The 23963-nt window shown below is 68.6% G+C and carries 18 protein-coding genes and 2 pseudogenes; 12 read left to right on the plus strand and 8 right to left on the minus strand.

The features are described 5' to 3' along the window. Positions 1 to 94 precede the first annotated feature (94 nt). Positions 95 to 298: a hypothetical protein gene (locus HWX36_RS06450; RefSeq protein ID WP_175951371.1), complete on the plus strand. Its 204-nt coding sequence runs from the start codon at positions 95 to 97 to the stop codon at positions 296 to 298. After that, on the plus strand, positions 298 to 678 hold the full coding sequence (locus tag HWX36_RS06455) for a type II toxin-antitoxin system VapC family toxin (RefSeq protein WP_175951372.1): 381 nt from the start codon (positions 298 to 300) through the stop codon (positions 676 to 678). Before HWX36_RS06450 ends, HWX36_RS06455 begins: the two co-directional genes overlap by 1 nt. Before the next feature lie 56 nt (positions 679 to 734). Here HWX36_RS06455 and dapA read toward each other — a convergent pair whose 3' ends face one another. Further along, the gene (dapA, locus tag HWX36_RS06460; protein WP_175951373.1) at positions 735 to 1628 is read right to left on the minus strand and encodes a 4-hydroxy-tetrahydrodipicolinate synthase; all 894 of its coding nucleotides are present in this window, start codon (positions 1626 to 1628) and stop codon (positions 735 to 737) included. 451 nt (positions 1629 to 2079) lie between these two features. Here dapA and HWX36_RS06470 point away from each other — a divergent pair, with 451 nt between their 5' ends. Together HWX36_RS06470 and HWX36_RS06475 are read left to right on the plus strand one after the other, a co-directional pair. Further along, entirely contained in the window at positions 2080 to 3099 is a 1020-nt protein-coding gene (locus HWX36_RS06470) for a sulfate ABC transporter substrate-binding protein (protein ID WP_175951374.1), read from the plus strand. Between the two features lie 167 nt (positions 3100 to 3266). After that, positions 3267 to 4226 (plus strand): annotated as a pseudogene (locus HWX36_RS06475) (ion channel); the annotation flags it as partial. 54 nt (positions 4227 to 4280) lie between these two features. On the opposite strand, the gene HWX36_RS06480 reads toward HWX36_RS06475, so the two are convergent. Next, positions 4281 to 4895, minus strand: coding sequence for a glutathione S-transferase (locus HWX36_RS06480; protein ID WP_175951376.1), 615 nt, complete (start codon positions 4893 to 4895; stop codon positions 4281 to 4283). A gap of 356 nt (positions 4896 to 5251) precedes the next feature. Between HWX36_RS06480 and HWX36_RS06485 the strand changes: the two genes are divergently transcribed. From HWX36_RS06485 to HWX36_RS06495, 3 genes are all read left to right on the plus strand, one after another. Beyond that, positions 5252 to 5809 (plus strand): sugar O-acetyltransferase, encoded by a 558-nt coding sequence (locus HWX36_RS06485; protein ID WP_175951377.1) that lies wholly within the window; start codon positions 5252 to 5254, stop codon positions 5807 to 5809. An 818-nt stretch (positions 5810 to 6627) separates the two neighbouring features. Next, the gene (locus HWX36_RS06490; RefSeq protein ID WP_175951378.1) at positions 6628 to 6852 is read left to right on the plus strand and encodes a hypothetical protein; all 225 of its coding nucleotides are present in this window, start codon (positions 6628 to 6630) and stop codon (positions 6850 to 6852) included. Positions 6853 to 7709: 857 nt separating this feature from the next. Beyond that, on the plus strand, positions 7710 to 11282 hold the full coding sequence (locus tag HWX36_RS06495) for an indolepyruvate ferredoxin oxidoreductase family protein (RefSeq protein ID WP_175951379.1): 3573 nt from the start codon (positions 7710 to 7712) through the stop codon (positions 11280 to 11282). An 88-nt stretch (positions 11283 to 11370) separates the two neighbouring features. Here HWX36_RS06495 and HWX36_RS06500 read toward each other — a convergent pair whose 3' ends face one another. Beyond that, entirely contained in the window at positions 11371 to 13038 is a 1668-nt protein-coding gene (locus HWX36_RS06500) for a Na+/H+ antiporter (RefSeq protein ID WP_175951380.1), read from the minus strand. A 297-nt stretch (positions 13039 to 13335) separates the two neighbouring features. Here HWX36_RS06500 and HWX36_RS06505 point away from each other — a divergent pair, with 297 nt between their 5' ends. The 5 genes and pseudogenes from HWX36_RS06505 to HWX36_RS06525 all read left to right on the plus strand — a co-directional run bounded on the left by HWX36_RS06505 (position 13336) and on the right by HWX36_RS06525 (position 17689). Beyond that, complete coding sequence (locus HWX36_RS06505) at positions 13336 to 14622, plus strand: EAL domain-containing protein (protein ID WP_175951381.1); 1287 nt, start codon at positions 13336 to 13338, stop codon at positions 14620 to 14622. Between the two features lie 310 nt (positions 14623 to 14932). Beyond that, entirely contained in the window at positions 14933 to 15316 is a 384-nt protein-coding gene (locus HWX36_RS06510; protein WP_175951382.1) for a hypothetical protein, read from the plus strand. Beyond that, positions 15313 to 15717, plus strand: a complete 405-nt coding sequence (locus HWX36_RS06515; RefSeq protein WP_175951383.1) for a hypothetical protein — start codon at positions 15313 to 15315, stop codon at positions 15715 to 15717. Before HWX36_RS06510 ends, HWX36_RS06515 begins: the two co-directional genes overlap by 4 nt. A 94-nt stretch (positions 15718 to 15811) precedes the next feature. Beyond that, positions 15812 to 16537 (plus strand): copper homeostasis protein CutC, encoded by a 726-nt coding sequence (locus HWX36_RS06520; RefSeq protein WP_175951384.1) that lies wholly within the window; start codon positions 15812 to 15814, stop codon positions 16535 to 16537. A 77-nt stretch (positions 16538 to 16614) separates the two neighbouring features. Then, positions 16615 to 17689, plus strand: a pseudogene (locus tag HWX36_RS06525) (suppressor of fused domain protein). Between the two features lie 106 nt (positions 17690 to 17795). Here the strand turns inward: HWX36_RS06525 and bioB are convergent. From bioB to HWX36_RS06550, 5 genes are all read right to left on the minus strand, one after another. Beyond that, on the minus strand, positions 17796 to 18818 hold the full coding sequence (gene bioB, locus HWX36_RS06530; RefSeq protein ID WP_175951385.1) for a biotin synthase BioB: 1023 nt from the start codon (positions 18816 to 18818) through the stop codon (positions 17796 to 17798). A gap of 55 nt (positions 18819 to 18873) precedes the next feature. Next, the gene (bioD, locus tag HWX36_RS06535) at positions 18874 to 19593 is read right to left on the minus strand and encodes a dethiobiotin synthase (protein WP_175951386.1); all 720 of its coding nucleotides are present in this window, start codon (positions 19591 to 19593) and stop codon (positions 18874 to 18876) included. Continuing rightward, a complete protein-coding gene (gene bioF, locus HWX36_RS06540; protein WP_175951387.1) occupies positions 19590 to 20816 on the minus strand; it encodes an 8-amino-7-oxononanoate synthase in 1227 nt (408 codons plus the stop codon). Before bioF ends, bioD begins: the two co-directional genes overlap by 4 nt. Beyond that, positions 20813 to 22159, minus strand: coding sequence for an adenosylmethionine--8-amino-7-oxononanoate transaminase (bioA, locus tag HWX36_RS06545; RefSeq protein WP_175951388.1), 1347 nt, complete (start codon positions 22157 to 22159; stop codon positions 20813 to 20815). Before bioA ends, bioF begins: the two co-directional genes overlap by 4 nt. A 496-nt stretch (positions 22160 to 22655) precedes the next feature. After that, positions 22656 to 23927, minus strand: a complete 1272-nt coding sequence (locus HWX36_RS06550; protein WP_175951389.1) for a CocE/NonD family hydrolase — start codon at positions 23925 to 23927, stop codon at positions 22656 to 22658. Between the last annotated feature and the right edge of the window lie 36 nt (positions 23928 to 23963).

Raw genomic sequence — 23963 nt, forward strand, 5'->3', positions numbered from 1 at the left:
ATCTCCGCCGCGCGGGGTGCGGTTCTGCAGTCCCTCTGCCGATCGGTCGAATGGATCGATCGGGTGAACCTGACTACAGTGGTGATCACTTGAAATGGAGGTCATCGTGCAAAACGCCCATACACACGGCGGTAGTGAGGTCGATCCGCCCCAAAGGACAGATGCCGCGATTCGCAGTGACAGGGCTTCAGCCGATCCGCCCGTTCGGTTCGGCGTGCTGCAAGGGCAGGCCCGGATCGCGGACGATTTTGACGCCCCGCTGCCCGATTACCTGCTGGATGCTTTCGAAGGGCGCTGATGCGGCTGTTGCTCGATACGCACATCTTTTTGTGGATCGTGACCAACGACCCCAGGCTCAGCGCGCGGGCGCGCAGGTTGATCTCGGCCGCCGACGAACGTTTCGTCAGCAGCGCGAGTATCTGGGAGGCGGCGATCAAGGTCGGCCTGGGGAAGCTCGATATCGACGTCGGCAAGCTGATCGGCTCGATCGGTTCAAGCGGGATTCGTGAACGACCGGTGCGGGCCGTGCATGGGGCCGCGGTCCATGATTTGCCGCATCACCATCGTGATCCATTCGATCGTTTGCTGGTTGCACAGGCCCGGCTCGAGCCGCTTCAGCTTATGACGGCCGATACCCTTCTTGTGCGGTATGGCCGACCTCTTGTTCTGACAGTTTGAAGCAATCTCTCGGCGCGCTATCCGTCGGTTGCCCCCGTGACATGTGACGTCGGGATTTATATCGCGGCGATGTCCGGCTCGACCTCGCTCAGTGCCGCACGGATCGCCGCCAGCCGCGCCCGCAACCCTTCGCTCGCCGGCACGAACGGCAGCCGCAACCCGTCCTCGCACCACCCTTGCGCGGCCAGCACGGCCTTCACCGGCGCCGGGTTCGGCTCCGCGAACAGCGCCGCGACGAGCGGCTGCAGCGCAACCGACACGCGCCGCGCATCGGCGAGCCGGCCGTCGCGCAGCAGCGCATGGATGCGCACATGCCATTCGGGCAGCACGTGTGCGCTGCTTGCGATCGCGCCGTGCGCGCCGGCGCACATTGCCGCGAAGTTCTGGTTGTCGTCGCCGGACAGGATCGCGAGCGGCGTGTCGTGCACGAGCCGGCTCATCCGGTCGAGCGTGCCGCCGCATTCCTTGATGCCCGCGACGCGCGGGTCGCGGGACAGCGCCTGCAGCGTGTCCAGTTCGACGTTCACGCCGGTGCGGTACGGGATGTTGTAGACGAGCACCGGCAGGTCGGCCGCGTCGACGATCGCCTCGACGTGGCGGCGGATGCCGTCCTGCGTCGGCCGCACATAGACGGGCGGCGTGACGAGCAGCCCGTCGGGCCGCAATGCCGCGAGTTCGCGCGCGCGGGCGGCCGCGACATGCGTCGCGCTCGCGGTCAGCCCGACGACGATCGGCAGCCCGGGCGCCGCGTCGCGCAGCGTCGCGAACACCGCGTCCTGTTCGCGCGCGTCGAGCAGCACGCCTTCACCGGTCGTCGCGCCCGCGACGAAGCCCGCGATGCCTGCGGCCGCATAGTGGCGCGCGAGCCGCACGAGTGCGGCATGGTCGACTTCGCCGTGGTGGAACGGCGTGATGATCGGCAGCCAGATACCTTCGAAACGTGTGTTCATGCAAAGCCTCATGGTGGAAACGGAGTGGGAAAGAACCGTTCCGCCGGCGGAGAGCCGGAGCGAGGCGTGCGAGCAAGGAGAAAGAAACGACCTGCGGGCATCCCGTCCGGCATTCGCCTGACGGGACGCGACATCCCCGTCAGTCGAGGAGTCGTTTTTTCAGTTTCAGCCCGGCCGCGCGCGCACCTGCCGCGATGGCGGCGAGGATCGGAAGCGAGCGCAGGGGAGCGGACATGGAGGAACCGTGAGTGGGCTGAGCGGCGATCTTAACACCGGACCCGATCCGTGCGCGAGTGCGCGCCGCCGTTTAGCAGGATTCGAGATTTGCTTTCCACGACTGATTGGAAAGCGCGCTCCGTCCGGCCGCTAGAATGCCCGCTTACGTTTCGATGACAGCGCGTATGCGTGCCGTCATGCACATTCACCCACACTGGAAACGGGGCATATCACGATGGCAAGCATGAAGGGGATCGGCCGCTGGCTGCACACGGGCGCGGCGGCGGCGCTGGTCGTGGCGGCAACGGCCGCGCACGCGGATACGTCGATCCTGAACGTGTCGTACGACGTGACGCGCGAACTGTACAAGGACATCAACGCGGGTTTTGCCGCGGCCTACAAGCAGAAAACCGGCGAGACGATCGCGATCAAGCAGTCGCACGGCGCGTCGAGCGCGCAGGCGCTGTCGGTGCTGCAAGGGCTGCAGGCCGATGTCGTGACGATGAACCAGCCGAACGACATCGACCTGCTCGCCGAGCGTGGCCAGTTGCTGCCGAAGGACTGGCGCGCGCGCTTCCCGGACAACAGCTCGCCGTACTCGACCACGATGGTGTTCCTGGTCCGCAAGGGCAACCCGAAGGCGATCAAGGACTGGAGCGATCTCGCGAAGCCGGGTGTCCAGGTGATCATCGCGAACCCGAAGACTTCAGGCAACGGCCGCTATGCGTATCTCGCCGCGTGGGGCTTCCAGAAGCAGAAGGGCGCGACCGACCAGCAGGCGATCGACTTCGAGAAGGCGATCTTCCGCAACGTGCCGGTGCTCGACTCGGGCGGTCGAGGCGCGACGACGACGTTCACGCAGCGCGGCATCGGCGACGTGCTGGTCACGTTCGAGAACGAAGTCGCGCTGATGGACACCGGCGCATCGGGCGCGCAGTTCGACGCGGTGTATCCGTCGGCGAGCATCCTCGCGGAGCCGCCCGTCGCCGTCGTCGACAAGGTCGTCGACAAGAAAGGCACGCGCAAGGTCGCGCAGGCGTATCTCGACTACCTGTACACGCCGCAAGCGCAGGAGATCATCGCGCGGCACCATCTGCGCCCGCGCGACGCGAACGTGCTGAAGAAGCATGCGGCCGAATTCAAGCCGCTGAAGACGTTCAGCGTCGAGCAGGTTTTCGGCAGCTGGGCGAACGCGCAGAAGACGCATTTCGCGGACGGCGGCACGTTCGACCAGGTGATCGTCGACCGCAAGTGAGCGCCGCGCGCTTGCCCACACGCTGACGCAGCCGGCCGCTTCCGCGGCCGTTTCTTTTTGCGCCGCGCGGCCGGCGGCGCGGCAGGTCTCCGTTTCGACCCGGCACGCATACCCGGCCGCCGCCGCGCGTGCTACGCTCATCGCCTCCCTGCTTCCAGCGCCGCGCGATGAACGTCGATTCGTCCTCCCCATCCTCCCGCGGCCGTGGCCGCAAGATCTGGTCGGGCACGCGCCCGGTCATCGCGTACGGAATGCCGCCGCTCGGCTGGCGCGATCTCTATCATCGCGCGCTGACGGTGAGCTGGCCCGTGTTCTTCCTGTCGCTCGCCGTGCTGTTCCTGCTGCTCAACGGTGGGTTTGCGACCCTCTACCTGCTTGGCCATGCGCCGATCGCGAACCAGTCGCCCGCAGGATTCGGCGGCGCGTTCTTCTTCAGCGTCGAGACGCTCGCGACCGTCGGCTATGGCGACATGCATCCGCAGACCGTCTATGCGCACCTGGTCGCGACGTTCGAGATCTTCATCGGGATGTCGGGCATCGCGCTGGCCACCGGGCTCGTATTCGCGCGGTTTTCGCGGCCGCAGGCGAAGATCCTGTTCGCGCGCTACGCGATCGTCCGGCCGTTGAACGGCCGGATGACGCTGATGGTGCGCGCCGCGAATGCGCGCCAGAACGTGATTGCCGAGGCGCAGGCGAAGCTGCGGCTGATGCGCGTCGAAGGGACGCACGAGGGCTACACGCTGCGCAAGATCCACGACCTGCCGCTCGTGCGCAGCGAGCATCCGATTTTCCTGCTCGGCTGGAACCTGATGCACGTGATCGACGAATCGAGCGCGCTGTTCGGCGAGACGCCCGAATCGCTTGCCGCGCGCGACGCGTCGTTGCTGATCACGATCGAAGGATCGGACGAGACGACCGCGCAGGTGATGCAGGCGCGTCACTCGTGGGCGCATGGCGAGATCCGCTGGCGTCACCGCTATGTCGACCTGATGCACGACGAAGGCGGCATCACGCACATCGATTACACGCATTTTCACGAGGTGGTGCCGGTCGACGCCGATACCGACGAGCGCGGCTCGCCGGGTGCGGTGGTCGATGCTGGCGCCGCGACGTCGGGCCCGGCCGCCTAGGTGCGCGCGCGGGCGGCGGGTCGCGCCGCCCGCGCGCTACGCGTCCGCACGTCACGCATGCAGCAGGCGCGCCGCTTCGCGCTGTTCGATCGCGACCGCGCGGCGGAAGGCGTCGCGATCCTCGGCGCGGGCGACGTAGTCGCCGAGCACGCCTTCGTGCGGCAGCAGATGCGCGTCGAACGCGATCTTCAGCGTGCTGGCGAGCAGCAGGTCGGCCGCGGTGAAGCGATCGCCGACGAGCCACGGGCTGTGGGCGAGCGCTTGCGCAAGGGCGCGCTGCACGCGTGTGATGTTGCCCCAGCCGAACGCGACCGGATTGCCCGACGCGCCGGTGAATTTTTCGGCCATCGCCGGTTCGAGGCAGGTCGGCGTGAAGAACATCCATTGGAGGAAGCGGCCGCGCAGCGGATCGTCGGGCGCGACGCCGAGCCCGGCGCCCGGGCATCGGTCGGCAAGATAGAGCAGCACGGCGCCCGATTCGGCGAACGGCGCGCTGCCGTCGTCGAGCGCGGGTAGCTTGGCCATCGGGTTGACCTGCACGAACGCGTCGCTGCCCTGTTCGTGCGAGCGCAAGTCGATCGGCACGAGTTCGTACACCACGCCGAGCTCCTCGAGCATCCACAACGCCCGGAATGCCCGGGTCTTCGGCCAGTAGTAGAGCTTCATCGTGCCTCCGCGTTCGGGTGCAGTTGTCGGTCCGGTGGATGTTCAAGCGTACCCGAGCGCCGCAGGTTCGGACAGGGGCGCCCGGCTAGGGGCGCCCGGCTCGGGGAGGCTATCTGCGTGTGATGGCCGGATACGTCGTGTGCCGTGCGTGAATCAGGCACAAGGCCGGGAAGTCTTATGACACAAGGGCGTAATTTAATGACTAGTAATATCAATACTAGTTATGAATAGGGTAGGAATGCCGCCGTGAACCGGCATCGCGGAGTCCGCAGCGCCTGCACATACGACAACACTGGCATCCTTCCGCAATCGCCGATGCATCACGAAACAGGGAAATCATGGGAGACAACTCACGCATGGCAAACGACGATCGCACCACGGTCATTCCGAGAAGAACGCCGGAATCTGCGGCGATGGTGGCCGAGGTCAAGCGGGCGATGTCGATCGCCGCGCGGATCAATCGCCTGACGTTCGACGATGCCGCCGAGGTTCGCGCATTGTTCGGAGAACTGATCGGCACGCAGGTGGACGACGCCTTCGTATTGATCCCGCCGTTCCATGCGACGGGCGGCACCGGCATGAAGCTCGGGCGCAACGTGTTCATCAACCAGAACTGCACGTTCTACGATCTCGGCGGGCTCGAAATCGGCGACGACGCGATGATCGGGCCGAACGTCAGCCTCATCACGTCCGGCCATCCCGTCGAACCTTCGCGGCGGCGCGACTTCGTCGTCGCGAAGCCGATCATGATCGAACGGAACGTGTGGATCGGCGCCGGCGCGACGATCGTCGGCGGTGTGACGGTGGGCGAGAATTCGGTGGTCGCGGCCGGGGCCGTCGTCACGCGCGATGTCCCGCCGAACGTGCTGGTCGGGGGTAATCCGGCATCGGTCATCCGGTCGATTGCCGCGTAACGCGACGCGCGGGTGTGTGCCCGCTCGATGCAACCGGGCGGGACGGATGTGGATAACCCACCGCCGAGGCGACTCGAAACGCTGTGCATTTGAACGGTGAGCGTGCCGCCGAGCCCGTCCGGGCGGGGCTTTCCGGGGACTGTCCGCTAGCCGCCGGCAGATGCGTGAGCCGCACCTGGCGATGGTCCGACGAAGGCCGCGGCGAGCGATCGGTTGTGGATATCCTCACGCCGAAACGACTCGGCGCCCTGTGCATTTCACAGGTGAGGGTCACCGGATGATACGGAATGCATGAAGCAGGGTGTGGACAACTCGCCCGCGAAACGACGCGAAATGCTGTGGAATTCAGCGGTGAGGGTCGGCGCCCGATCGGGCGATGCGCCTGTCCTGGCGAGGTTTTCCGATCGTTGCCGTGGTTCGAAGCGTCGCGCATTCTAGCCGAACGCGCGCGTGCGCGGCGCAACCGCGCGGGTGCCGCGACGGGGAGATCCGGTTCCGGCTGTCGCTCGAAAGGCCGTGCATTTTAACGGCGAGCACGGGCGCGTGGTCTGCAATCCGCAGATTTCGCTGCGCACCGCCGCGTTCGCAAGCGATTCGAAGCGCTGCGCGATGCAAGGGCGAGCGTGAACACGAGATCGGCGCTCAGCGCACCAAGATGCGATCATTCGGCCGCCGGCGCCGTCTGGAGCATCGTGTATCTCAGGCTCGTGCGCGAGCATGCGAACGAGGAACACACGGGCCCCGTGTGGATATCCGGCTGCGGAAACGACTCGCGACACTGTGCATTTCGACGGTGAGTGTCCGTGCCCGATCGGCCGATGAGCCGCTTCCAGCATGAATCGCCGGCCTGCCGCACCTGCCGCGGCGCGCATCCGTCATCGCCTCGGCGGATGCTCGTCCATGTGGATATCCTGCGCGCGGAAGCACTCGAAGGGCTGTGGCTTTCGACGGTGAGGGCGACCGCGTGGCCGGACGGCAATGCAGGATCGGGCGTGGATAACCGCCGTTGCAGACACTCGAAGCCCTGTGTATTTCAATGGTGAGCGCGAGCCCGCGATTGTGCCGCATGCGCGTTCGGGTGTGTATGCCCGGCCCCTAAACCACTCGCGTCCCGGTGTATTTCCGCGGTGAGTGTGGGCCCGCGATCATGGCGCATGCGAGTACCCGCGCGCCTGTCCGGACGATCAACCCCGCGTGTTTCAACGGTGAGTGCGATCCGGCGATTGCCCGGCATGCGTGTTCCGGCACGCCTTTGCGGCCGACAAACCCGCTCGCGGCCCTGAGTATTCGAGCGCTGAAGGCGAGCCGTGGATCGACGCAACAGGTCCTGATCGATGTGGATATCCGCGGTTCAAACCCACTCGCCGCGCTGTGCATTTCAACGGTGAGCGTCGAGGCAAGCGCCGGACGCATGCCGACAACGGTGTGGACATCCCCGCCTCCACGCCACTCGAAACGCTGTGCAATCGAACGGTGAGCGCGCGAGCCCGGGCGGCCGAGGGGCGCGGCATTGTGGACATCCCGCCCCATCGACCAATCGCAACGCTGTGCATTTCATCGGTGAGGCTCACCGCATCGAGCCGCTGAAACCCTTGTCACACGGGGCGTGAGCGCCATCCGCCACCTACCTGGGCCACAGTCGGACAGCCGCGTGTTTCCCCGGCAGGCGACCCGCCGGTCCCGACACGTCGCCCATCCCGCCCGGCCGCCGTGCGCGAAAACTCTCTCAAATCCCGGCAAAAAGCTGCGCAGTTTTTCTCGCTGAAGGCCCGCCCGAGCAAGATGAGAAAAAACATTCTCGGCTGCGCGCGAAAAAATAGAGGCATTCGCTGCCGCCGGTCACGCGTCGCCTGACGCCCCACCGAGCAGCCCAGAACAACACGATCCGGAGACATCCCCCATGACTGCCCGCTTGCCCATCGACGGCACGCCTGCCCTGTCCGACTACCGCCTGACCGACAACCTGACCGCGACGCGCGGCCGGATCTTCCTGACCGGCACGCAGGCGCTGGTCCGCCTGCTGCTGATGCAGCGCACGGTCGACACCGAACAGGGGCTCGACACGGCCGGCTTCGTCAGCGGCTATCGCGGTTCGCCGCTCGGCATGGTCGACCAGCAGCTGTGGAAGGCGAAGAAACTGCTCGACGCCGGCAGCGTGCACTTCCTGCCCGCGATCAACGAGGAACTCGGCGGCACGGCGGTGCTCGGCACGCAACGCGTGGAAGCCGATCCCGAGCGCACGGTCGAGGGCGTGTATGCGATGTGGTACGGCAAGGGCCCGGGCGTCGATCGCGCGGGCGACGCGCTGAAGCACGGCAACGCGTACGGTTCGTCGCCGCATGGCGGCGTGCTCGTCGTCGCGGGCGACGACCACGGCTGCGTGTCGTCGTCGATGCCGCACCAGAGCGACTTCGCGATGATCGCGTGGCACATGCCGGTCGTGAACCCGGCGAACATCGCCGACATGCTCGAATTCGGCCTGTACGGCTGGGCGCTGTCGCGCTACTCGGGCGCGTGGGTCGGTTTCAAGGCGATTTCCGAAACGGTCGAATCGGGCTCGACCGTCGACCTCGACGCATTGCAGACGCAGTGGCCGGCGCCGGAAGGCTACACGCCGCCGGCGGGCGGCCTGCACAACCGCTGGCCGGACCTGCCGAGCCTCACGATCGAGGCGCGCCTCGCCGCGAAGCTCGACGCGGTGCGCCATTTCGCGCGCACCAACAGCATCGACAAGTGGATCGCGCCGAGCGCGCGGGCAAACGTCGGCATCGTGACCTGCGGCAAGGCACACCTCGACCTGATGGAGGCGCTGCGCCGCCTCGACCTGACGGTGGCCGACCTCGACGCGGCCGGCGTGCGGATCTACAAGGTCGGCCTGTCGTATCCGCTCGAGATGACGCGCATCGAAACCTTCGTCGAAGGCTTGTCGGAAGTGCTCGTCATCGAGGAGAAGGGCCCGGTGATCGAGCAGCAGATCAAGGACTACCTGTACAACCGCCCGGATGCCGCGCGCCCGCGGGTGCTCGGCAAGCATGACGCCGCCGGCGCCTGCCTGCTGTCCGAGCTCGGCGAACTGCGCCCGTCGCGCATCCTGCCGGTGTTCGCCGGCTGGCTCGCGCGCCACAAGCCGGCGCTCGACCGTCGCGAGCGCGTCGTCGATCTCGTCGCGCCGCAGATCCTGTCGAACGAGGCGGACGCGGTGAAGCGCACGCCGTACTTCTGCTCGGGCTGCCCGCACAACACGTCGACGAAGGTGCCGGAGGGCTCGATCGCGCAGGCCGGCATCGGCTGCCACTTCATGGCGTCGTGGATGGAGCGCGACACGACCGGGCTGATCCAGATGGGCGGCGAGGGCGTCGACTGGGCCGCGCACGCGATGTTCACCAACACGAAGCACGTGTTCCAGAACCTCGGCGACGGCACCTACTTCCACTCGGGCATCCTCGCGATCCGCCAGGCCGTGGCCGCGAAAGCGAACATCACGTACAAGATCCTCTACAACGACGCGGTCGCGATGACGGGCGGCCAGCCGGTCGACGGCAGCATCTCGGTGCCGCAGATCGCGCGGCAGGTCGAGGCGGAAGGCGTGTCGCGCTTCGTCGTCGTGTCCGACGAACCGGAGAAGTACGACGGCCATCACGGGCTGTTCCCGAAGGGCACGACGTTCCATCACCGCAGCGAGCTCGACGCGGTGCAGCGCGAGCTGCGCGAGACGCCGGGCGTCACCGTGCTGATCTACGACCAGACCTGCGCGGCCGAGAAGCGCCGCCGCCGCAAGAAGGGCGAATTCCCCGATCCGGACAAGCGCCTGTTCATCAACGACGCGGTGTGCGAAGGCTGCGGCGATTGCGGCGTGCAGTCGAACTGCCTGTCGGTCGAGCCGCTGGAGACGCCGCTCGGCCGCAAGCGCCGCATCGACCAGTCGTCGTGCAACAAGGACTATTCGTGCGTAAACGGCTTCTGCCCGAGCTTCGTGACGGTCGAAGGCGCGGCGCTGAAGAAGGCTGCCGGCGCCGCATTCGACGAAGCCGCGCTCGCCGCGCGCGTCGACGCGCTGCCGGTGCCGGCCACGCATCTCGACGCGGCGCCGTTCGACATGCTCGTGACGGGCGTCGGCGGCACGGGCGTCGTGACGGTCGGCGCGCTGATCAGCATGGCCGCGCACCTCGAAGGCAAGAGCGCGTCGGTGCTCGACTTCATGGGCTTCGCGCAGAAGGGCGGCTCGGTGCTGTCGTTCGTGCGGATCGCATCGAGCGACCGGTGGCTGAACCAGGTGCGTATCGACACGCAGCAGGCCGACGTGCTGCTCGCGTGCGACATGGTGGTCGGCGCGAGCGCCGAGGCGCTGCAGACGGTGCGTCACGAGCGTTCGCGGATCGTCGTCAACACGCACCGGATCCCGAACGCGTCGTTCGTGCAGAACCCCGACGCGAACCTGCATGCGGATGCGCTGCTCGAGAAGATGCGTCACGCGGCCGGCGACGGCTACCTGTCGAGCTGCGACGCGCAGGCGCTCGCCGCGAAGTTCCTCGGCGACTCGATCGGCGCGAACATCCTGATGCTCGGCTACGCGTGGCAGCTCGGCCTCGTGCCGGTGTCGCTCGCCGCGATGATGCGCGCGATCGAGCTGAACAACGTCGCGGTGCCGATGAACAAGCTCGCGTTCTCGATCGGCCGGATGGCGGCCGGCGACGCGGCGGGCCTCGATGCGTTGTGGAACGCGCGTCACGCGGTGGCCACACACGCCGCACCGGAAACGCTTGCCGAACTGATCGCCGATCGCGAGGCGCGTCTCGATGCGTACGGCGGCGCACGCTATGTCGAACGCTACCGTGCGCTCGTGAACGCGGCGGCCGCGAAGGGCGACGATGCGCTGACGCGTGCGGTCGCGACGACGTTCTACCGGCTGCTCGCGGTGAAGGACGAATACGAGGTCGCGCGGCTGTACACGGACGAGGCATTCCGCACCGCGCTTGAAGCGCAGTTCGAAGGCGTGCCGGGGCAGGCTTATCGCGTGAAGTTCAACCTGGCGCCGCCGACGGTCGCGAAGGCCGGCCGCGACGGCAGCGCGCCGAAGAAGCGCGTGTTCGGCCAGTGGATGTGGCCGGTGTTCGGCATGCTGGCGCGCGTGCGCAGCCTGCGCGGCACGTGGCTCGATCCGTTCGGCCGTACCGTCGAGCGCAAGATGGAGCGTGCGCTCGCCGACGACTACGAGACGACGCTCACGCGTGCGCTCGCCGCGACGACCGCCGGCAATGCGGCGCAGGTCACGCAACTGGCCGACCTGCACGCCCGCGTGCGCGGCTTCGGGCACGTGAAGGTGCGCAACCTGGCCGGCGTGAAGCGCGCGGAGCGCGAGCTTGCACTGCAGCTCGGCATCGAGGCGGCGACGAGCGCGGCCGTGCAGCACGCGCTCGACGAGATGAAGGGCGCGGGGATGCTGAAGGGGATTCCGGTCGTCGTCGTGAAGTGACGCGAACGCGGGCGGAAGTGAAAACGGCGACGCCGGTGCGTCGCCGTTTTTTATGGGCGACGGCCGCGCGCAGGCGGCCGCCGGCCGTTTAGAGAATGCCTTTCTTGCGCGTCGACAGCGCGGTCTCCGACAGGTCGATCTCGCGGAGCAGCTTCGTCAGCGTCTCGTCGGAAATCCTGCTTTCGCTGCGCAGCCGATAAAGCGCGGAACGTTCCGCGCGCACGGCCGCGATCCGCATCTGCAGTTCCATCGTTTCGGCCTGCTTCGCTTCCGCGCGCGGCGTGGGGCCGTCCTCGGCGAGCGTCGCGAGGCGGCGGCGGTACTGGTCCATCACGCGTGCGGAGATATCCGCGCAGCGCGCGGCGCCCGATTCGTCGAGATCGGCCGAGATCGCGTCGTGCGACGAGTCGATCGCACGGATCGCGGCCTGCGCGGCGGTCGCGCGTGCGGCGCGTTCCTCGTCGCCGAGCGGGCTGCGCGACGAACGCACGCCGCGCAGCAGCAGCGGCAGGCCGATCACCGCGACGACGAGCGAGCCGAGGATCACGGCCGATGCCACGAAGATCGCCGTGTCGCGGCCCGGCAGCGGCACGCCGTCGGACAGCGCGACCGGAATCGACAGCACGCCGGCGAGCGTGACCGCGCCGCGCACGCCGCCGACCGTCATCACCGCGACCGTGCGCACGCCGGCCATCGTGCCCGCGAGGCCCTGGCGCGCGGCGCGACGGCTCGCGAACCAGCGCAGCAGCCAGACCCACAGGAAGCGGATCGCATACAGCGCGAGCATCATCGCGCAGACGTTGAAGATCATCCGGCCGACGAGTGCGTCGCTCGTGTGGTGCGCGTCGACGAGCGTGCGGCCGATGATGTGCGGCAGCTGCAGCCCGAGCATGATGAACACCATGCCGTTGAACACGAACTCGATCATCGCCCACGTGCTTTCGGCGCGCACGCGCGACGCGACGGTGCTTTTGCGCGAGAAGCTCGTGTAATTCATCATCATCCCGGCCGACACGGCCGCCAGCACGCCCGACAGGTCGAGGTGCTCGGCGAACAGGTAGGCCGCGAACGGCACGAGCAGCGTCATCACGATGCCGGGGGCCGGATCGCCTTCCTGCTCGGCGTTCAGGAAGCGCGTCGACAGCGCACTGAAGGCCCACGATACGATCGCGCCCGTCGCGAGCCCGCCGGCCGCGACGATCACGAACGTGACCGAGGCGTCGCGCAGCGAGAACATGCCCGTCAGCGCGGCCGCGATCGCGAATTTCAGTGCGACGAGGCCCGACGCGTCGTTCATCAGCGCCTCGCCTTCGAGGATGTGCATCAGCTGCGGCGGGATCCGGCCACGGCCGGCGATGCCCGACAGCGCGACCGCGTCGGTCGGCGACAGCACGGCCGCGAGCGCGAACGCGATCGGCAGCGGCAACTCGGGTATCAGCCAGTGCGCGAAGTAGCCCACTGCGAGTACCGTCATGAACACGAGCCCGAACGCGAGCATCAGGATCGCGCGGCGCTGCAGGTACAGCTCGCGCTTCGGAATCCGCCAGCCGTCCGCGAACAGCAGCGGCGGAATGAACAGCAGCATGAAGATTTCGGGATCGAACGTGACGTGCAGGTTCAGCTTCGGCCACGCGAGCATCGCGCCGAACGCGATCTGCATCAGCGGCAACGGCAGCTGGAACGGCAGGATGCGCGTGACGGCGCCGGACAGCGCGACGGTCAGCAGCAGGATCAGGACGGTGAAGACGATTTCCATCGATACGGCGAATACGGGGAATGAAACGATCGTACGGAGTGTAGCGTGGCAGCGTGACGGGTGCGTTCGAGCGGCCGGTGCGCGCGCACGAAAATGGTGCGCGAGACATGCGCCGGGTTGGTGCGGCAGCACGGCGCGAGCGGCGCGGCACACGGGTTGTCCACGCCTTGCACGGAGCTTGCTTGGTGTTGGCCAGCCGTCCGGCGTCGACCGGGCAACCGAGGGTCCAACCATGACATTGCACGCGCCGTTCGCTTCGTCGGACGCTGCGTTCGAAGGCACTACCAGGAGGAAGGCATGACGATCGTGCAACAGGAGCGTCCGGCCGCCGCGTCGCCGTACCGCTTCGAGCGGGAGGTGAGTTCCGGCCTCGAACGTCTGGCGACGCAGCACCGCGACCTGACGCTCACGACCGTGTTCCAGCCGATTTTCAGCCTGTCGCACCAGCGTGCGGTGGGCTACGAGGCGCTGCTGCGCGCGCACGATGCGCTCGACCGCGCGGTGTCGCCGCTCGACGTGTTCGGCGAAGCCGCGCGCCAGGGCGAGCTGCTGCAGCTCGACCGGCTCGCGCAGGCGCTGCATCTCGAGAACTTCGCGCTGCTCGGCGCCGAGCGCGAGTGGCTGTTCCTCAACGTCCATCCGGGCGTGCTCACCGACCCGTTCCAGGCGGCCGCGCTGCTCGCGAACCTGAAGCGGCTCGGCATGCCGCCGCGCCGCATCGTGCTCGAAGTGCTCGAACAGCGCGCGGAAGACATCGAGCGGCTCGCCGAGGCCGTGCGTGAATTCCGCAAGCACGGCTTCCTGATCGCGCTCGACGATTTCGGCGCGGGCCATTCGAATCTCGAGCGGATCTGGCAGTTGAACCCGGACATCGTGAAGCTCGACCGGATCATGCTGTCGCACGCGGCGCACCGCACCGGGCTCACCGCGATCCTGCACGGGCTCGTGACGCTGCTGCACGAGGCCGGCAAGCTGGTGCTCGTCGAGGGCATCGAGACCGAACACGAGGCGCAGATCGCGCTGTCGTGCGAGGCCGATTTCGTGCAGGGCTACTACTTCGGCCGGCCGGCGCCGGGGCTGCCCGACAGCGCGGCCGCGACGGGCTGCATCGGCGAGCTGACCGAGCGTTTCCGGCAGCAGACCGACGCGCGCGAGCGGCGCGATGCGCAGCGGCTCGCGCCTTACCTGCGCGCGTTCGAGCGTGCGGCCGAGCGTCTCGCGGCCGGCGAGCCGCTCGACGAGGTGTGCTGGAACTTCCTTGCGCTCGACTCGGCCGCGCGCTGCTTCCTGCTCGACGCGCACGGCCGCCAGTCGGGCCGCAACGTCGTGCTGCGCGCCGACCGTGCGCTCGCCGAGGCGCGCTTTTCGCCGCTGGCGGACGCGCAGGGCGCGAACTGGCTGCGCCGGCCGTATTTCCGCTCGGCGATCGCCGAGCCGGGGCGCGTGCAGGTCACGCGGCCGTACCTGTCGATCAACGAGGCGCAGCCATGCGTGACGCTGTCGGTGGCCGTGCGCGTCGGCGATGCGCAGCGCGTGCTGTGCGGCGATATCGACTGGGGCGACGACGAAGCGGACGCCGGCTAGCGCCGCGCGCACCGCAAGCGGCAAGCGGCAAGCGGCAAGCGGCAAGCGGCAAGCGGCAAGCGGCAAGCGGCAAGCGGCAAGCGGCAAGCGGCAAGCGGCGGGCGGCGGGCGGCGGGCGGCAAGCGGCAGACGGCAGACGGCGGACGGCGGACGGCGGACGGCGGACGGCGGACGGCGAGTGGGGCGAGTGGGGCGGGCCGGCCGTTGCGTTCGCCGCGAGCTTCCCCGACAATGGCCCGACCGCGGCCATCGTGACCGCGAGCGCGCCGTCCCGGGGGCCACCATGGCGGCGAATAACAAGGAAAACACAATGAAAAGACCGATTTCGCTGACCATTCTCGCGTGGATCATCATCGTGACCAATGCGATAACGTGCGTCTATACGCCATTCACGATCGGCATGCCGACCACCCAGGCGCTGCTGTCGCACTACCTGCTGCCCGTCTGGGCGACGCTCGGCATCAGCGTGATTCTCGAAGTCGTGAACGTCGTGATCGGCATCGCGATCCTCAAGGGCCGCGAATGGTCGCGCAAGACCTACATCGCGATCTCCGTGTTCAGCTTCGCGTTCTCGTTCATCAACATGCCGGCGTCGATGTATGCGGTGCTGATTCCGGGCGTCCTGCTGTTCGCGCTGTTCGTCTACCTGATGTTCCGGCGCCCCGCGACCGCGTATTTCCAGGCGAACGCATGAGCTTCGCGCGCAATGCCGTCGCGATCGGGCTGTTCATGCTCGCGGGCATGTGCGTGATCACCGCGCAGATGATGGCGTTCATGAGGCTCGGCCATACGGGGGCGATGTTCGTGTTCGTCACCGTGCTGTGCGTGTTGTCGGCCGTGCTCCTGGCCGTGGGCGCGTTCGCCGGCGCGTTCCGGCCACGCGCGCGCGGCGCGGGCATCGCGCTCCTCATCGCGACCGCGACCACCGCGTTCGGGATGATCGGCTGGACGGCGATGCTGATGGCGCCGGGGATCGTCGACGTATTGCAGCAGCAAGGCGTGGACATGAACGTGCGGATGTTCCGGGTCGTGCCCGGCGCCGCGGTGACCGGCCTGTCCGCGCTCGTCGGCGCGTGGCTCGCGCGCCGCGGCTGACGGTGCGACCGACGGCGCCGCGGCCGGCACGCTGGCGTCCGTCACGTGGCTCGGCTAGGATGCGCGAATTGTCCTGACGATTCGCGGGCCGCCCATGAACCGAAACGCCGCCTCTTCCATTCTCCTCGAAGTGATCGCCACGACCGTCGGCGATGCCAAGGCCGCCGCCCGGGCGGGCGCCGACCGCCTCGAACTCGTGACCGCCATCACCGAAGGCGGGCTGACGCCGAGTGTCGGCCTGATCGAAGCCGTGGTGGCCGCCGTGCCGATTCCCGTCAACGTGATCGTGCGACCGCACAGCCGGTCGTTCGTGTACGACGCCGACGACTTGCGCGTGATCGAACGCGACGTGCGTGCCGCCGTCGCGGCCGGGGCGAACGGCGTCGTGTTCGGCGCGCTCGACGCGCGCGGCGACGTCGATCTCGACGCACTGGCCCGCATCGCGGCCGCGGCGGACGGCCGCGCGCTGACGTTCCACCGCGCCTTCGACGTGTCGCGTGACCTCAACGCCGCATTCGACGCGCTGTTGCGCGTGCCGGCCGTCACGTCGGTGCTGACGTCGGGCGGCCATCCGTCGGTGCTCGACGCGGCCGCGACGATCACGCGGCTGGTGCGGCAGGCGGCGGGCTCGACCTGCACGGTGCTGGCCGGCTCGGGGCTCACGATCGATGCGGTCGGCGATTTTGTCCGCGCCACGGGCGTGCGCGCGGTGCATTTCGGTTCGGGCGTGCGGCCGCGCGGCGAGGTGCTCGCGCCGGTCGATCAGCAACTCGTCGAGCGCGTGCGCGCGGCGATCGACGGCGCGGCGGCACACGTGTGACGCACACGGCGGCCTGCAGGCCGCCGCCGCACGCACCGACACCACCCACCGGGACACCAGCCGGGAGAGAGGGCCGCATGACGGACGCAACGCACGATCCGCAGGACCGCGCAACCGGCGACAGCGCGCCGGGCTGGGACGCGATCGACGGCGCGCTCGCGCGTGTCTATCCGGGGCAGGCGCCGAAGCACTACGCCACGCTGCTGAAGTGGCGGCTCGGCGGCCGCGATCCGCTCGACGGAATCAGCGTGTGGAGGCGCGCGGCACCCGTGCCGCACTGGCATTTCGTCACGTACGGGCTCTCCGAGCTGTATGCGAAGGAGTCGGATGATCCGGCCGTCAGCGGCTTCGGATTCGAGCTGACGATGCGCGTCGCCTGCGGCGGCGCCGACGAAGCGCCGCCGAACTGGGTGTTCAGCTTCCTGCAGAATCTCGCGCGCTACGTATTCCAGAGCGGCAACGCGTTCGACGACGGCCAACGGCCCGATTGCGCTCGATACCGGTACGCAGCTCTGCTCGATGGGTTTCGCGTTCGATCCGGAACTGCCGGCGATCGATACGCCGCACGGCCGTCTGGCGTTCGTGCAGATCGTCGGGCTGACGCTCGACGAGGAGCGCGCCGCGAAGCGCTGGCGCACGCGCGCGCTGCTCGACACACTGCTGTCGCACATGCCGCTATGGGTGACCGATCTCGGCCGCGCGTCGCTGCTCGAGCGCGCGGACGTGCGCGCCGAGGTCGACGCCGGTACGCGGCGCGACGGCTCATCGAGCGGCTACCTGTTCACCGACGTGCTCCGATGGGAAACCCGCAAGCGGCTACTGCGTGCGCCCGTGATCGAGATTACCGTCGGCGCACGACAGGTCGACGAACTCGTCATGCTGCTGCCGCTGCGGTTGCCGTTCGACCGGCCGTTCGGCCTGGTCGGCCATGACGGCGCGGTGCGGTTCGTGCACGGCGATGCGAATGGCGTGACCGACGAGGACGGCACGCTGACGCTGCGGCTCACGGATGCGACGGTGCAGGCGCTGGCGCGCACACTGCAGCCGCGCGCCGGCGAATATGCGCTCGACGGTCTCGACGGCGTGCGCTGGCGCGTGGAGAAGACCGTGATCCGCGATGCACAGGGCAACGCGGTGCAGACGATCGGATGACGCGCGGCGGTGCGCGGGCGGCCCGTCGCGTATTGCGTACGAACCGCGTAAAAAAGCCGGGACGTATCCCGGCTGTTCATGCGAACGAATCCGCCGCGCGTTGCGCTTACGCGTTCGCCGACATCGCGTCTGCATCGCTCGAACGGATGCCGAGGCGCTCGAACAGCGCCCGGTCCTTCTGCGACTGCGGATTGCTCGTCGTCAGCAGCTGGTCGCCATAGAACATCGAGTTCGCGCCGGCGAGGAAGCACAGCGCCTGCAGCCCGTCGTCGAGCTGCTCGCGGCCGGCCGACAGACGCACGACGGCCTTCGGCATCGTGATCCGCGCGACCGCGATCGTGCGCACGAATTCGAACGGGTCGAGCGGTGCGGTGCCTTCGAGCGGCGTGCCTTCGATCGCGACGAGGTTGTTGATCGGCACCGAATCCGGATACGGGTTCAGGTTCGCGAGCTGCGAGATCAGGCCCGCGCGCTCGCGGCGCGATTCGCCCATCCCGATGATGCCGCCGCAGCACACGTTGATGCCCGCGTCGCGCACGCGATCGAGCGTGTCGAGGCGATCCTGGTAGGTGCGCGTCGAGATGACCTGGCCGTAGAACTCCGGCGACGTGTCGAGGTTGTGGTTGTAGTAGTCGAGGCCCGCGTCGGCGAGTTCCTTCGCCTGCTCGTCTTCCAGCATGCCGAGCGTCATGCAGGTCTCGAGGCCGAGCTCCTTCACGCCGCGCACCATCTCGGTCAGCGCCGGCATGTGGCGCTCCTTCGGGTTGCGCCACGCGGCGCCCATGCAGAAGCGGCTCGCGCCGTTCGCCTTCGCCGCGCGTGCGGCGTCGAGCACCGCGTCGACGTCCATCAGCTTCTCGGCCTTCAGGCCCGTGTCGTGGTGCGACGACTGCGAGCAGTAGCCGCAATCTTCCTCGCAGCCGCCCGTCTTGATCGACAGCAGCGTCGACAACTGCACCGCGTTCGCGTCGAAGTGTTCGCGGTGCACCTGCTGCGCGCGGAAGATCAGGTCGTTGAACGGCAGCTCGAACAGCGCGACGACGTCGGCGACGCGCCAGCGCGGCGAGGCCGGAGCGGCCACGGGAATCGCGTCGGGTTGCACGGTGGCGGCAGTCTGGGCTTGGGTCATATCGTTTTCCTGTCCTGGTCGGGGATGAGGGATCGGGGATCTGTTGTCGATTGGGTCAAGGCTGCGCGGCGCGCAGCGTCTCGACGAGCGCGGCGATGTCGAGCATCGCCGCGGCGGATTCGGGGGCGGCCGGACGCAGGTGCGGAATGCGGCCGAGCAGCGGCGCGCCGTGCTCGCGGGCGAGCCAGTCGCGCATCGTCGCGATGTTTTCGTCGGGGAACGACATGGCCGGGTCGACGTGGTTCGCGACCCAGCCGGCGAGCTTGAGGCCGCGCGCGGCAATCGCGTCGGCGGTCAACAGCGCGTGGTTGATGCAGCCGAGCCGCACGCCGACCACGAGCACGACCGGCACGCCGAGCGAGACCGCGAGATCGGCCATGTCCTGCGTGTCGTTCATCGGCACGCGAAAGCCGCCGGCGCCTTCGACGACGACGATATCCGCGCGCGCCAGCGCTTCGCGATGGCACGCGACGATCGTGTCGATGTCGAGCGTCACGCCTTCCCGCGCGGCGACGATATGCGGCGCGGCCGGTGCTTTCAGCAGGAACGGCGTGCGCAGCTCGGGCGGCAGCACGACGTTCGCGGCCGCGTCGAGCTGGTCGGCGTCCTCGTTGCGCCAGACGCCGTCGCGCTCATACGCGCCGGCCGCGACGGGCTTCAGCGCGGCCGCGCGCAGGCCGTGCCGCGCGAAGCCGTGCAGCATCGCGGCCGACACGAAGGTCTTGCCGATTTCGGTGTCGGTGCCGGTGACGAACAGCGAGAGCGGGGCGGTCATGCCGCGGCCTCCTGCGGAACCGCGTCAACGGAGGCGGCAGCGCCCTCGCCGGCTTCGATCAGCGCCGCTTCGAGCCGCGCGAGATCGTCGAACGAATGCGCGGCCGACAGCGACACGCGCAGCCGCGACGTGCCGGCGGGCACCGTCGGCGGCCGGATCGCGGGCACCCACAGGCCGTGCGCGTCGAGCGCGCGCATTGCCGCGAGCGTCGCGTCGTTGCTGCCGATCACGAGCGGTTGCACGGCCGTGTGCGAATCGACCGGCTGCCAGCGCGTGTTGCGCAGCAGCGCGCGCGTGCGTTCGATCAGCGCGGCGAGATGCGCGCGTCGCGCGTCGCCTTCGTCGCCCGCGATCACTTTCAGGCTGGCCGATACCGCGTGCGCGACGGCCGGCGGCGCGGCCGTCGTGAAGATGTAGCTGCGCGCGCGCTGGATCATCCATTCGATCACGGTCTCGTGCGCGATCACGAATGCGCCCGCGACGCCGGCGGCCTTGCCGAGCGTGCCGACGTACACGAGATGCGGGGAGCGCATCGCGGCGGCCGCGAGCGCGCCGCGGCCCTGCGGGCCGAGCACGCCGAAGCCGTGCGCATCGTCGACGACGAGCCATGCGCGATGGCGTTCGGCCAGTGCGACGAGTTCGGCCAGCGGCGCGATGTCGCCGTCCATGCTGAACACGGTGTCGCTGACGATCAGCTTCGTTTCGGCCTCCGATGCGTCGAGCAACGCGGCGAGCGCGGCCGTGTCCGCATGCGGATAGACCTGGACGTTCGCGCGCGACAGCCGCATGCCGTCGATCAGCGACGCGTGGTTCAGCGCGTCGGAGAAGATCGTCGCGCCCTTGCCGGCGAGCGCCGTCATCGCGGCGAGGTTCGCCATGTAGCCGGTGCTGAAGTACAGCGCGCGCGGCGCGTCGGAGAAGCCGCCCGAGAAGGCGGCGAGTTCTTCCTCGAGCGTCGCGTGCGCACGCGAATGGCCGCCGAGCAGGTGCGAGCCGCCGCTGCCGGCGCCGTAGCGCTGCGCGCCTTCGGCGAACGCGGCGATGAGCGCCGGGTGCGCGGCGAGGCCGAGATAGTCGTTGCTCGCGAAGCCGATGATCTTGCGACCGTCGACGGTCATGCGCGCATCGCACGCGGTGTCGGCGGTGCGGCGCACGCGGCGCAGCCCTTGCGCGTCGAGATCGGCGAGGCCGCGCTGCAGGTGATCGAGCAGAGGGTTCGTCATCCAATGATCTCCGCGAGCGTTGCATCGAGCGTGTCGCGCGTGCTTTGCGCGAGCCACGCGATGTCGTCGTCGCTCATCACGTACGGCGGCATCAGGTACACGGTCGTGCCGATCGGGCGCAGCAGCAGCTCGCGTTCCAGCGCGCGTTCGAAAAAGCGCTGCGAGAAGCCGCGCGCCGCGTCGCCGTCGAGCGCGACGTCGAACGCGAACAGCGTGCCGCGCTCGCGCAGGTGGCGCACCCGCGGGTGTGCATCGAGCGGCGCGAGCGCCGCGCGCATCGTGGCCGACTTGCGGGCGTTGGCCGCGAGCACGTCGTCGCGGGCGAACAGGTCGAGCGTCGCGACCGCCGCGCGGCACGCGAGCGGGTTGCCCGTGTACGAATGCGAGTGCAGGAAGCCGCGCGTCGTGTCGTCGTCGTAGAACGCGGCGAACACGTCGTCGCGCGTGAGCACGAGCGACAGCGGCAGGTAGCCGCCGCTGATGCCTTTCGACAGGCACAGGAAATCGGGCCAGACACCGGCCTGCTCGCACGCGAAGAAGGTGCCGGTGCGGCCGCAGCCGACCGCGATCTCGTCGGCGATCAGGTGCACGCCGAACTCGTCGCACAGCGCGCGCAGCCCGCGTACATACGACGGATCGTGCATCGCCATGCCGGCCGCGCACTGCACGAGCGGCTCGACGATCAGCGCGGCGATCCGGTCGCCGCGTTCGACGAACAGGCGCCGCACGTCCGCGAGCGCGCGGCCCGCGACGTCGGCGGCCGTTTCGCCGGCCAGCGCGCCGCGTGCGTCGGGTGACGCGACGACATGCGCGTGGCGGATCAGCGGGTCGTACGCGTCCTTGAACAGCGCGACGTCGGTCACGCCGAGCGCGCCGATCGTCTCGCCGTGATAGCTGTTCGCGACGCAGACGAATTCCTGCTTGTCGGCGCGGCCGCGGTTGCGCCACGCGTGGAAGCTCATCTTCAGCGCGATCTCGACCGCCGACGCGCCGTCCGACGCGAAGAACGCATGGCCGAGCGTGCGCGCGGTGAGCGCGTGCAGCCGCTCCGCGAGCTCGATCGCGGGCTCGTGCGTGCAGCCGGCGAGCATCGCGTGCTCGAGCGTGTCGAGCTGGTCCTTCAGCGCCGCGTTGATGTCCGGGTTCGCATGACCGAACAGGTTGACCCACCACGAGCTGATCGCGTCGAAGTAGCGGCGGCCGTCACGGTCGTACAGCCACAGGCCCGCGCCACGCGCGACGGGGATGAGCGGCAGGCGCTCGTGATGCTTCATCTGGGTGCAGGGATGCCAGACCGCGCGCAGGCTGCGCGCGACCCAGTCGTCGGTGGCTGGCGTACTCAAGGCGGCTCCGGGGGATAAAACGGCCGCGCGGCATCGATGGGATGCCGCGCGGCGAGACACGAAACGCGCTGAGATTAGCGTGTTCCGCGACCCGTTGCACTACCGGTTACAAACGCCGCAAAGCCTTGCCGGGCGGGAGTTCGGCGCAGATCGGGGCGGCTCGCGACGGTACGGTTCAGATGTCCCGAAATGACCGCAGATGACGACGTTCGAGTGAGCCCCCCCAACCGAAAAAAATCGTGGGCCGGGCGGGGCGGCGGGGTGAAAAATCGGAGCGCGAAGGCGGGTGGCGAGGGGGGGATGTGGCCCCACATGACGGGAACGCGTTTGACGGCAAGCGGTGACGGGGAGAACGCGAGCGTGGGGTTGCGACACGGCGCATTCATGCCGGCATGCGCGCCGTGCCACCTGTGCGACATTCGCCGCGAACGCTGCGCGAAGCGGCGAAAGGGAGTCGGGGAGGAAAACGAAAAACGGCGGCGAAGGCCGCCGCTCGTCAACGCGAAGCCAGCGCCGGCGTACCGGTGTCGCGTGCGTTGCCGTCGTCGTTGTCGGCCGTCTGCGTCGTGTTCCACACGACGCGGTCGTTGACCGCGTACAGGCGGCACGAACCGGCGCCCTGCTTCGCGCAGTTGTCGAGCGCGAGCGCCATCGGGTCGTCGCCGCCTTCGGCCCACGACCATGCGCCTTCCGACGACACCGCGAACGCACGGCTCGGATGCTGGTTCAGGAAGCGGCGATAACCTTCGCGGCCGGCTTCGTCGACATACGGCACCGCGTCGACCGAGTCGATCGACGCATAGCCGCTCGCCTTCGGCTCGTGCGGGTTCGCGACCGCGTAGCGCACGGAGGTCGGCAGGTTCAGCTGCGCGAGGAACGCGTTGACGGCCGGCCACCACACGGGTACGCCGTCGCGGTCGACGATCAGCCGGTGCGCGTCGTCCTTGTAGCGGCCGAAATCGATGAACTGGGCTTGCGTGCCGTGCGAAACGTACGCGTCGCGCATTTGCGCGACCAGCCCGGGCGTCCACACCGAGTCGTTGTCGCCATACAGCCACAGCGACCGCACGGCCGTATGCGCGCCGTACTGGTCGAACGCGTCGACGAGGTTTTTCTGCCAGCCGTCGCAGAGGTCCTGGCGCAGCCCGCCGGAGAAGTTGATGATGCCGCGCACGCCCGGTGCGGCTTCGGTGCCGTACGCGACCGATACGAGGCCGCCGTGCGACGTGCCGGCGACGACGATGCGCGACGCATCGACATACGGCTGGCGCGACATGTAGCGCACCGTCGCGTCGACGTCAGCCGCCTGCGCGAGGCCGTTCTTGCCGACGTTGCAGCCTTCCTGCTGGTACGTGCCGTCCGAGCCCGCGAAGCCCTGGCGGTTCGGCGCGATCACCGCATAGCCGCGGCGCACGAATTCGCGCGCGAACGCGAGCGGCCGGCTGCGCGGCTGCAGATGGAGATCGCCGGTGTTCTTGCCGTGGTTGAAGACGACGAGCGGGAACGGGCCGGGGCCGTTCGGCTTGAAGAGCGTGGCCTCGAGCGTGATGGAGCCCGATGCATCGGCCGGAATGCGGAGGATCTGTTCGTTCAGGTCGGCGGCGACCTGCGGCAGGTTCGAATCGCCGTAGTCGAAGCGTTCGGCGTGGGCGAGCGACCCGCTGGCGCCGGCACCCGTCCCCGTATTGGCGTTCGGCAGCGTACCGGCCTGAGCGGCCGACAGCGCGCAGGCCGCCATCCATCCCACCAAACCCTTGCTGAACGCCATTCGTAAGCCCTGCCATGCAACATGACCAATTCGAGG

The organism is Burkholderia sp. BCC0405 (genome assembly GCF_902833075.1).
Lineage (GTDB): Bacteria > Pseudomonadota > Gammaproteobacteria > Burkholderiales > Burkholderiaceae > Burkholderia.

Coding starts and splice junctions, on each gene's coding strand:
- HWX36_RS06450 (WP_175951371.1), top strand. CDS start 95: ATGGAGGTCATCGTGCAAAACGCCCATACACACGGCGGTAGTGAGGTC.
- HWX36_RS06455 (WP_175951372.1), top strand. CDS start 298: ATGCGGCTGTTGCTCGATACGCACATCTTTTTGTGGATCGTGACCAAC.
- dapA (WP_175951373.1), bottom strand. CDS start 1,628: ATGAACACACGTTTCGAAGGTATCTGGCTGCCGATCATCACGCCGTTC.
- HWX36_RS06470 (WP_175951374.1), top strand. CDS start 2,080: ATGGCAAGCATGAAGGGGATCGGCCGCTGGCTGCACACGGGCGCGGCG.
- HWX36_RS06480 (WP_175951376.1), bottom strand. CDS start 4,895: ATGAAGCTCTACTACTGGCCGAAGACCCGGGCATTCCGGGCGTTGTGG.
- HWX36_RS06485 (WP_175951377.1), top strand. CDS start 5,252: ATGGCAAACGACGATCGCACCACGGTCATTCCGAGAAGAACGCCGGAA.
- HWX36_RS06490 (WP_175951378.1), top strand. CDS start 6,628: ATGAGCCGCTTCCAGCATGAATCGCCGGCCTGCCGCACCTGCCGCGGC.
- HWX36_RS06495 (WP_175951379.1), top strand. CDS start 7,710: ATGACTGCCCGCTTGCCCATCGACGGCACGCCTGCCCTGTCCGACTAC.
- HWX36_RS06500 (WP_175951380.1), bottom strand. CDS start 13,038: ATGGAAATCGTCTTCACCGTCCTGATCCTGCTGCTGACCGTCGCGCTG.
- HWX36_RS06505 (WP_175951381.1), top strand. CDS start 13,336: ATGACGATCGTGCAACAGGAGCGTCCGGCCGCCGCGTCGCCGTACCGC.
- HWX36_RS06510 (WP_175951382.1), top strand. CDS start 14,933: ATGAAAAGACCGATTTCGCTGACCATTCTCGCGTGGATCATCATCGTG.
- HWX36_RS06515 (WP_175951383.1), top strand. CDS start 15,313: ATGAGCTTCGCGCGCAATGCCGTCGCGATCGGGCTGTTCATGCTCGCG.
- HWX36_RS06520 (WP_175951384.1), top strand. CDS start 15,812: ATGAACCGAAACGCCGCCTCTTCCATTCTCCTCGAAGTGATCGCCACG.
- bioB (WP_175951385.1), bottom strand. CDS start 18,818: ATGACCCAAGCCCAGACTGCCGCCACCGTGCAACCCGACGCGATTCCC.
- bioD (WP_175951386.1), bottom strand. CDS start 19,593: ATGACCGCCCCGCTCTCGCTGTTCGTCACCGGCACCGACACCGAAATC.
- bioF (WP_175951387.1), bottom strand. CDS start 20,816: ATGACGAACCCTCTGCTCGATCACCTGCAGCGCGGCCTCGCCGATCTC.
- HWX36_RS06550 (WP_175951389.1), bottom strand. CDS start 23,927: ATGGCGTTCAGCAAGGGTTTGGTGGGATGGATGGCGGCCTGCGCGCTG.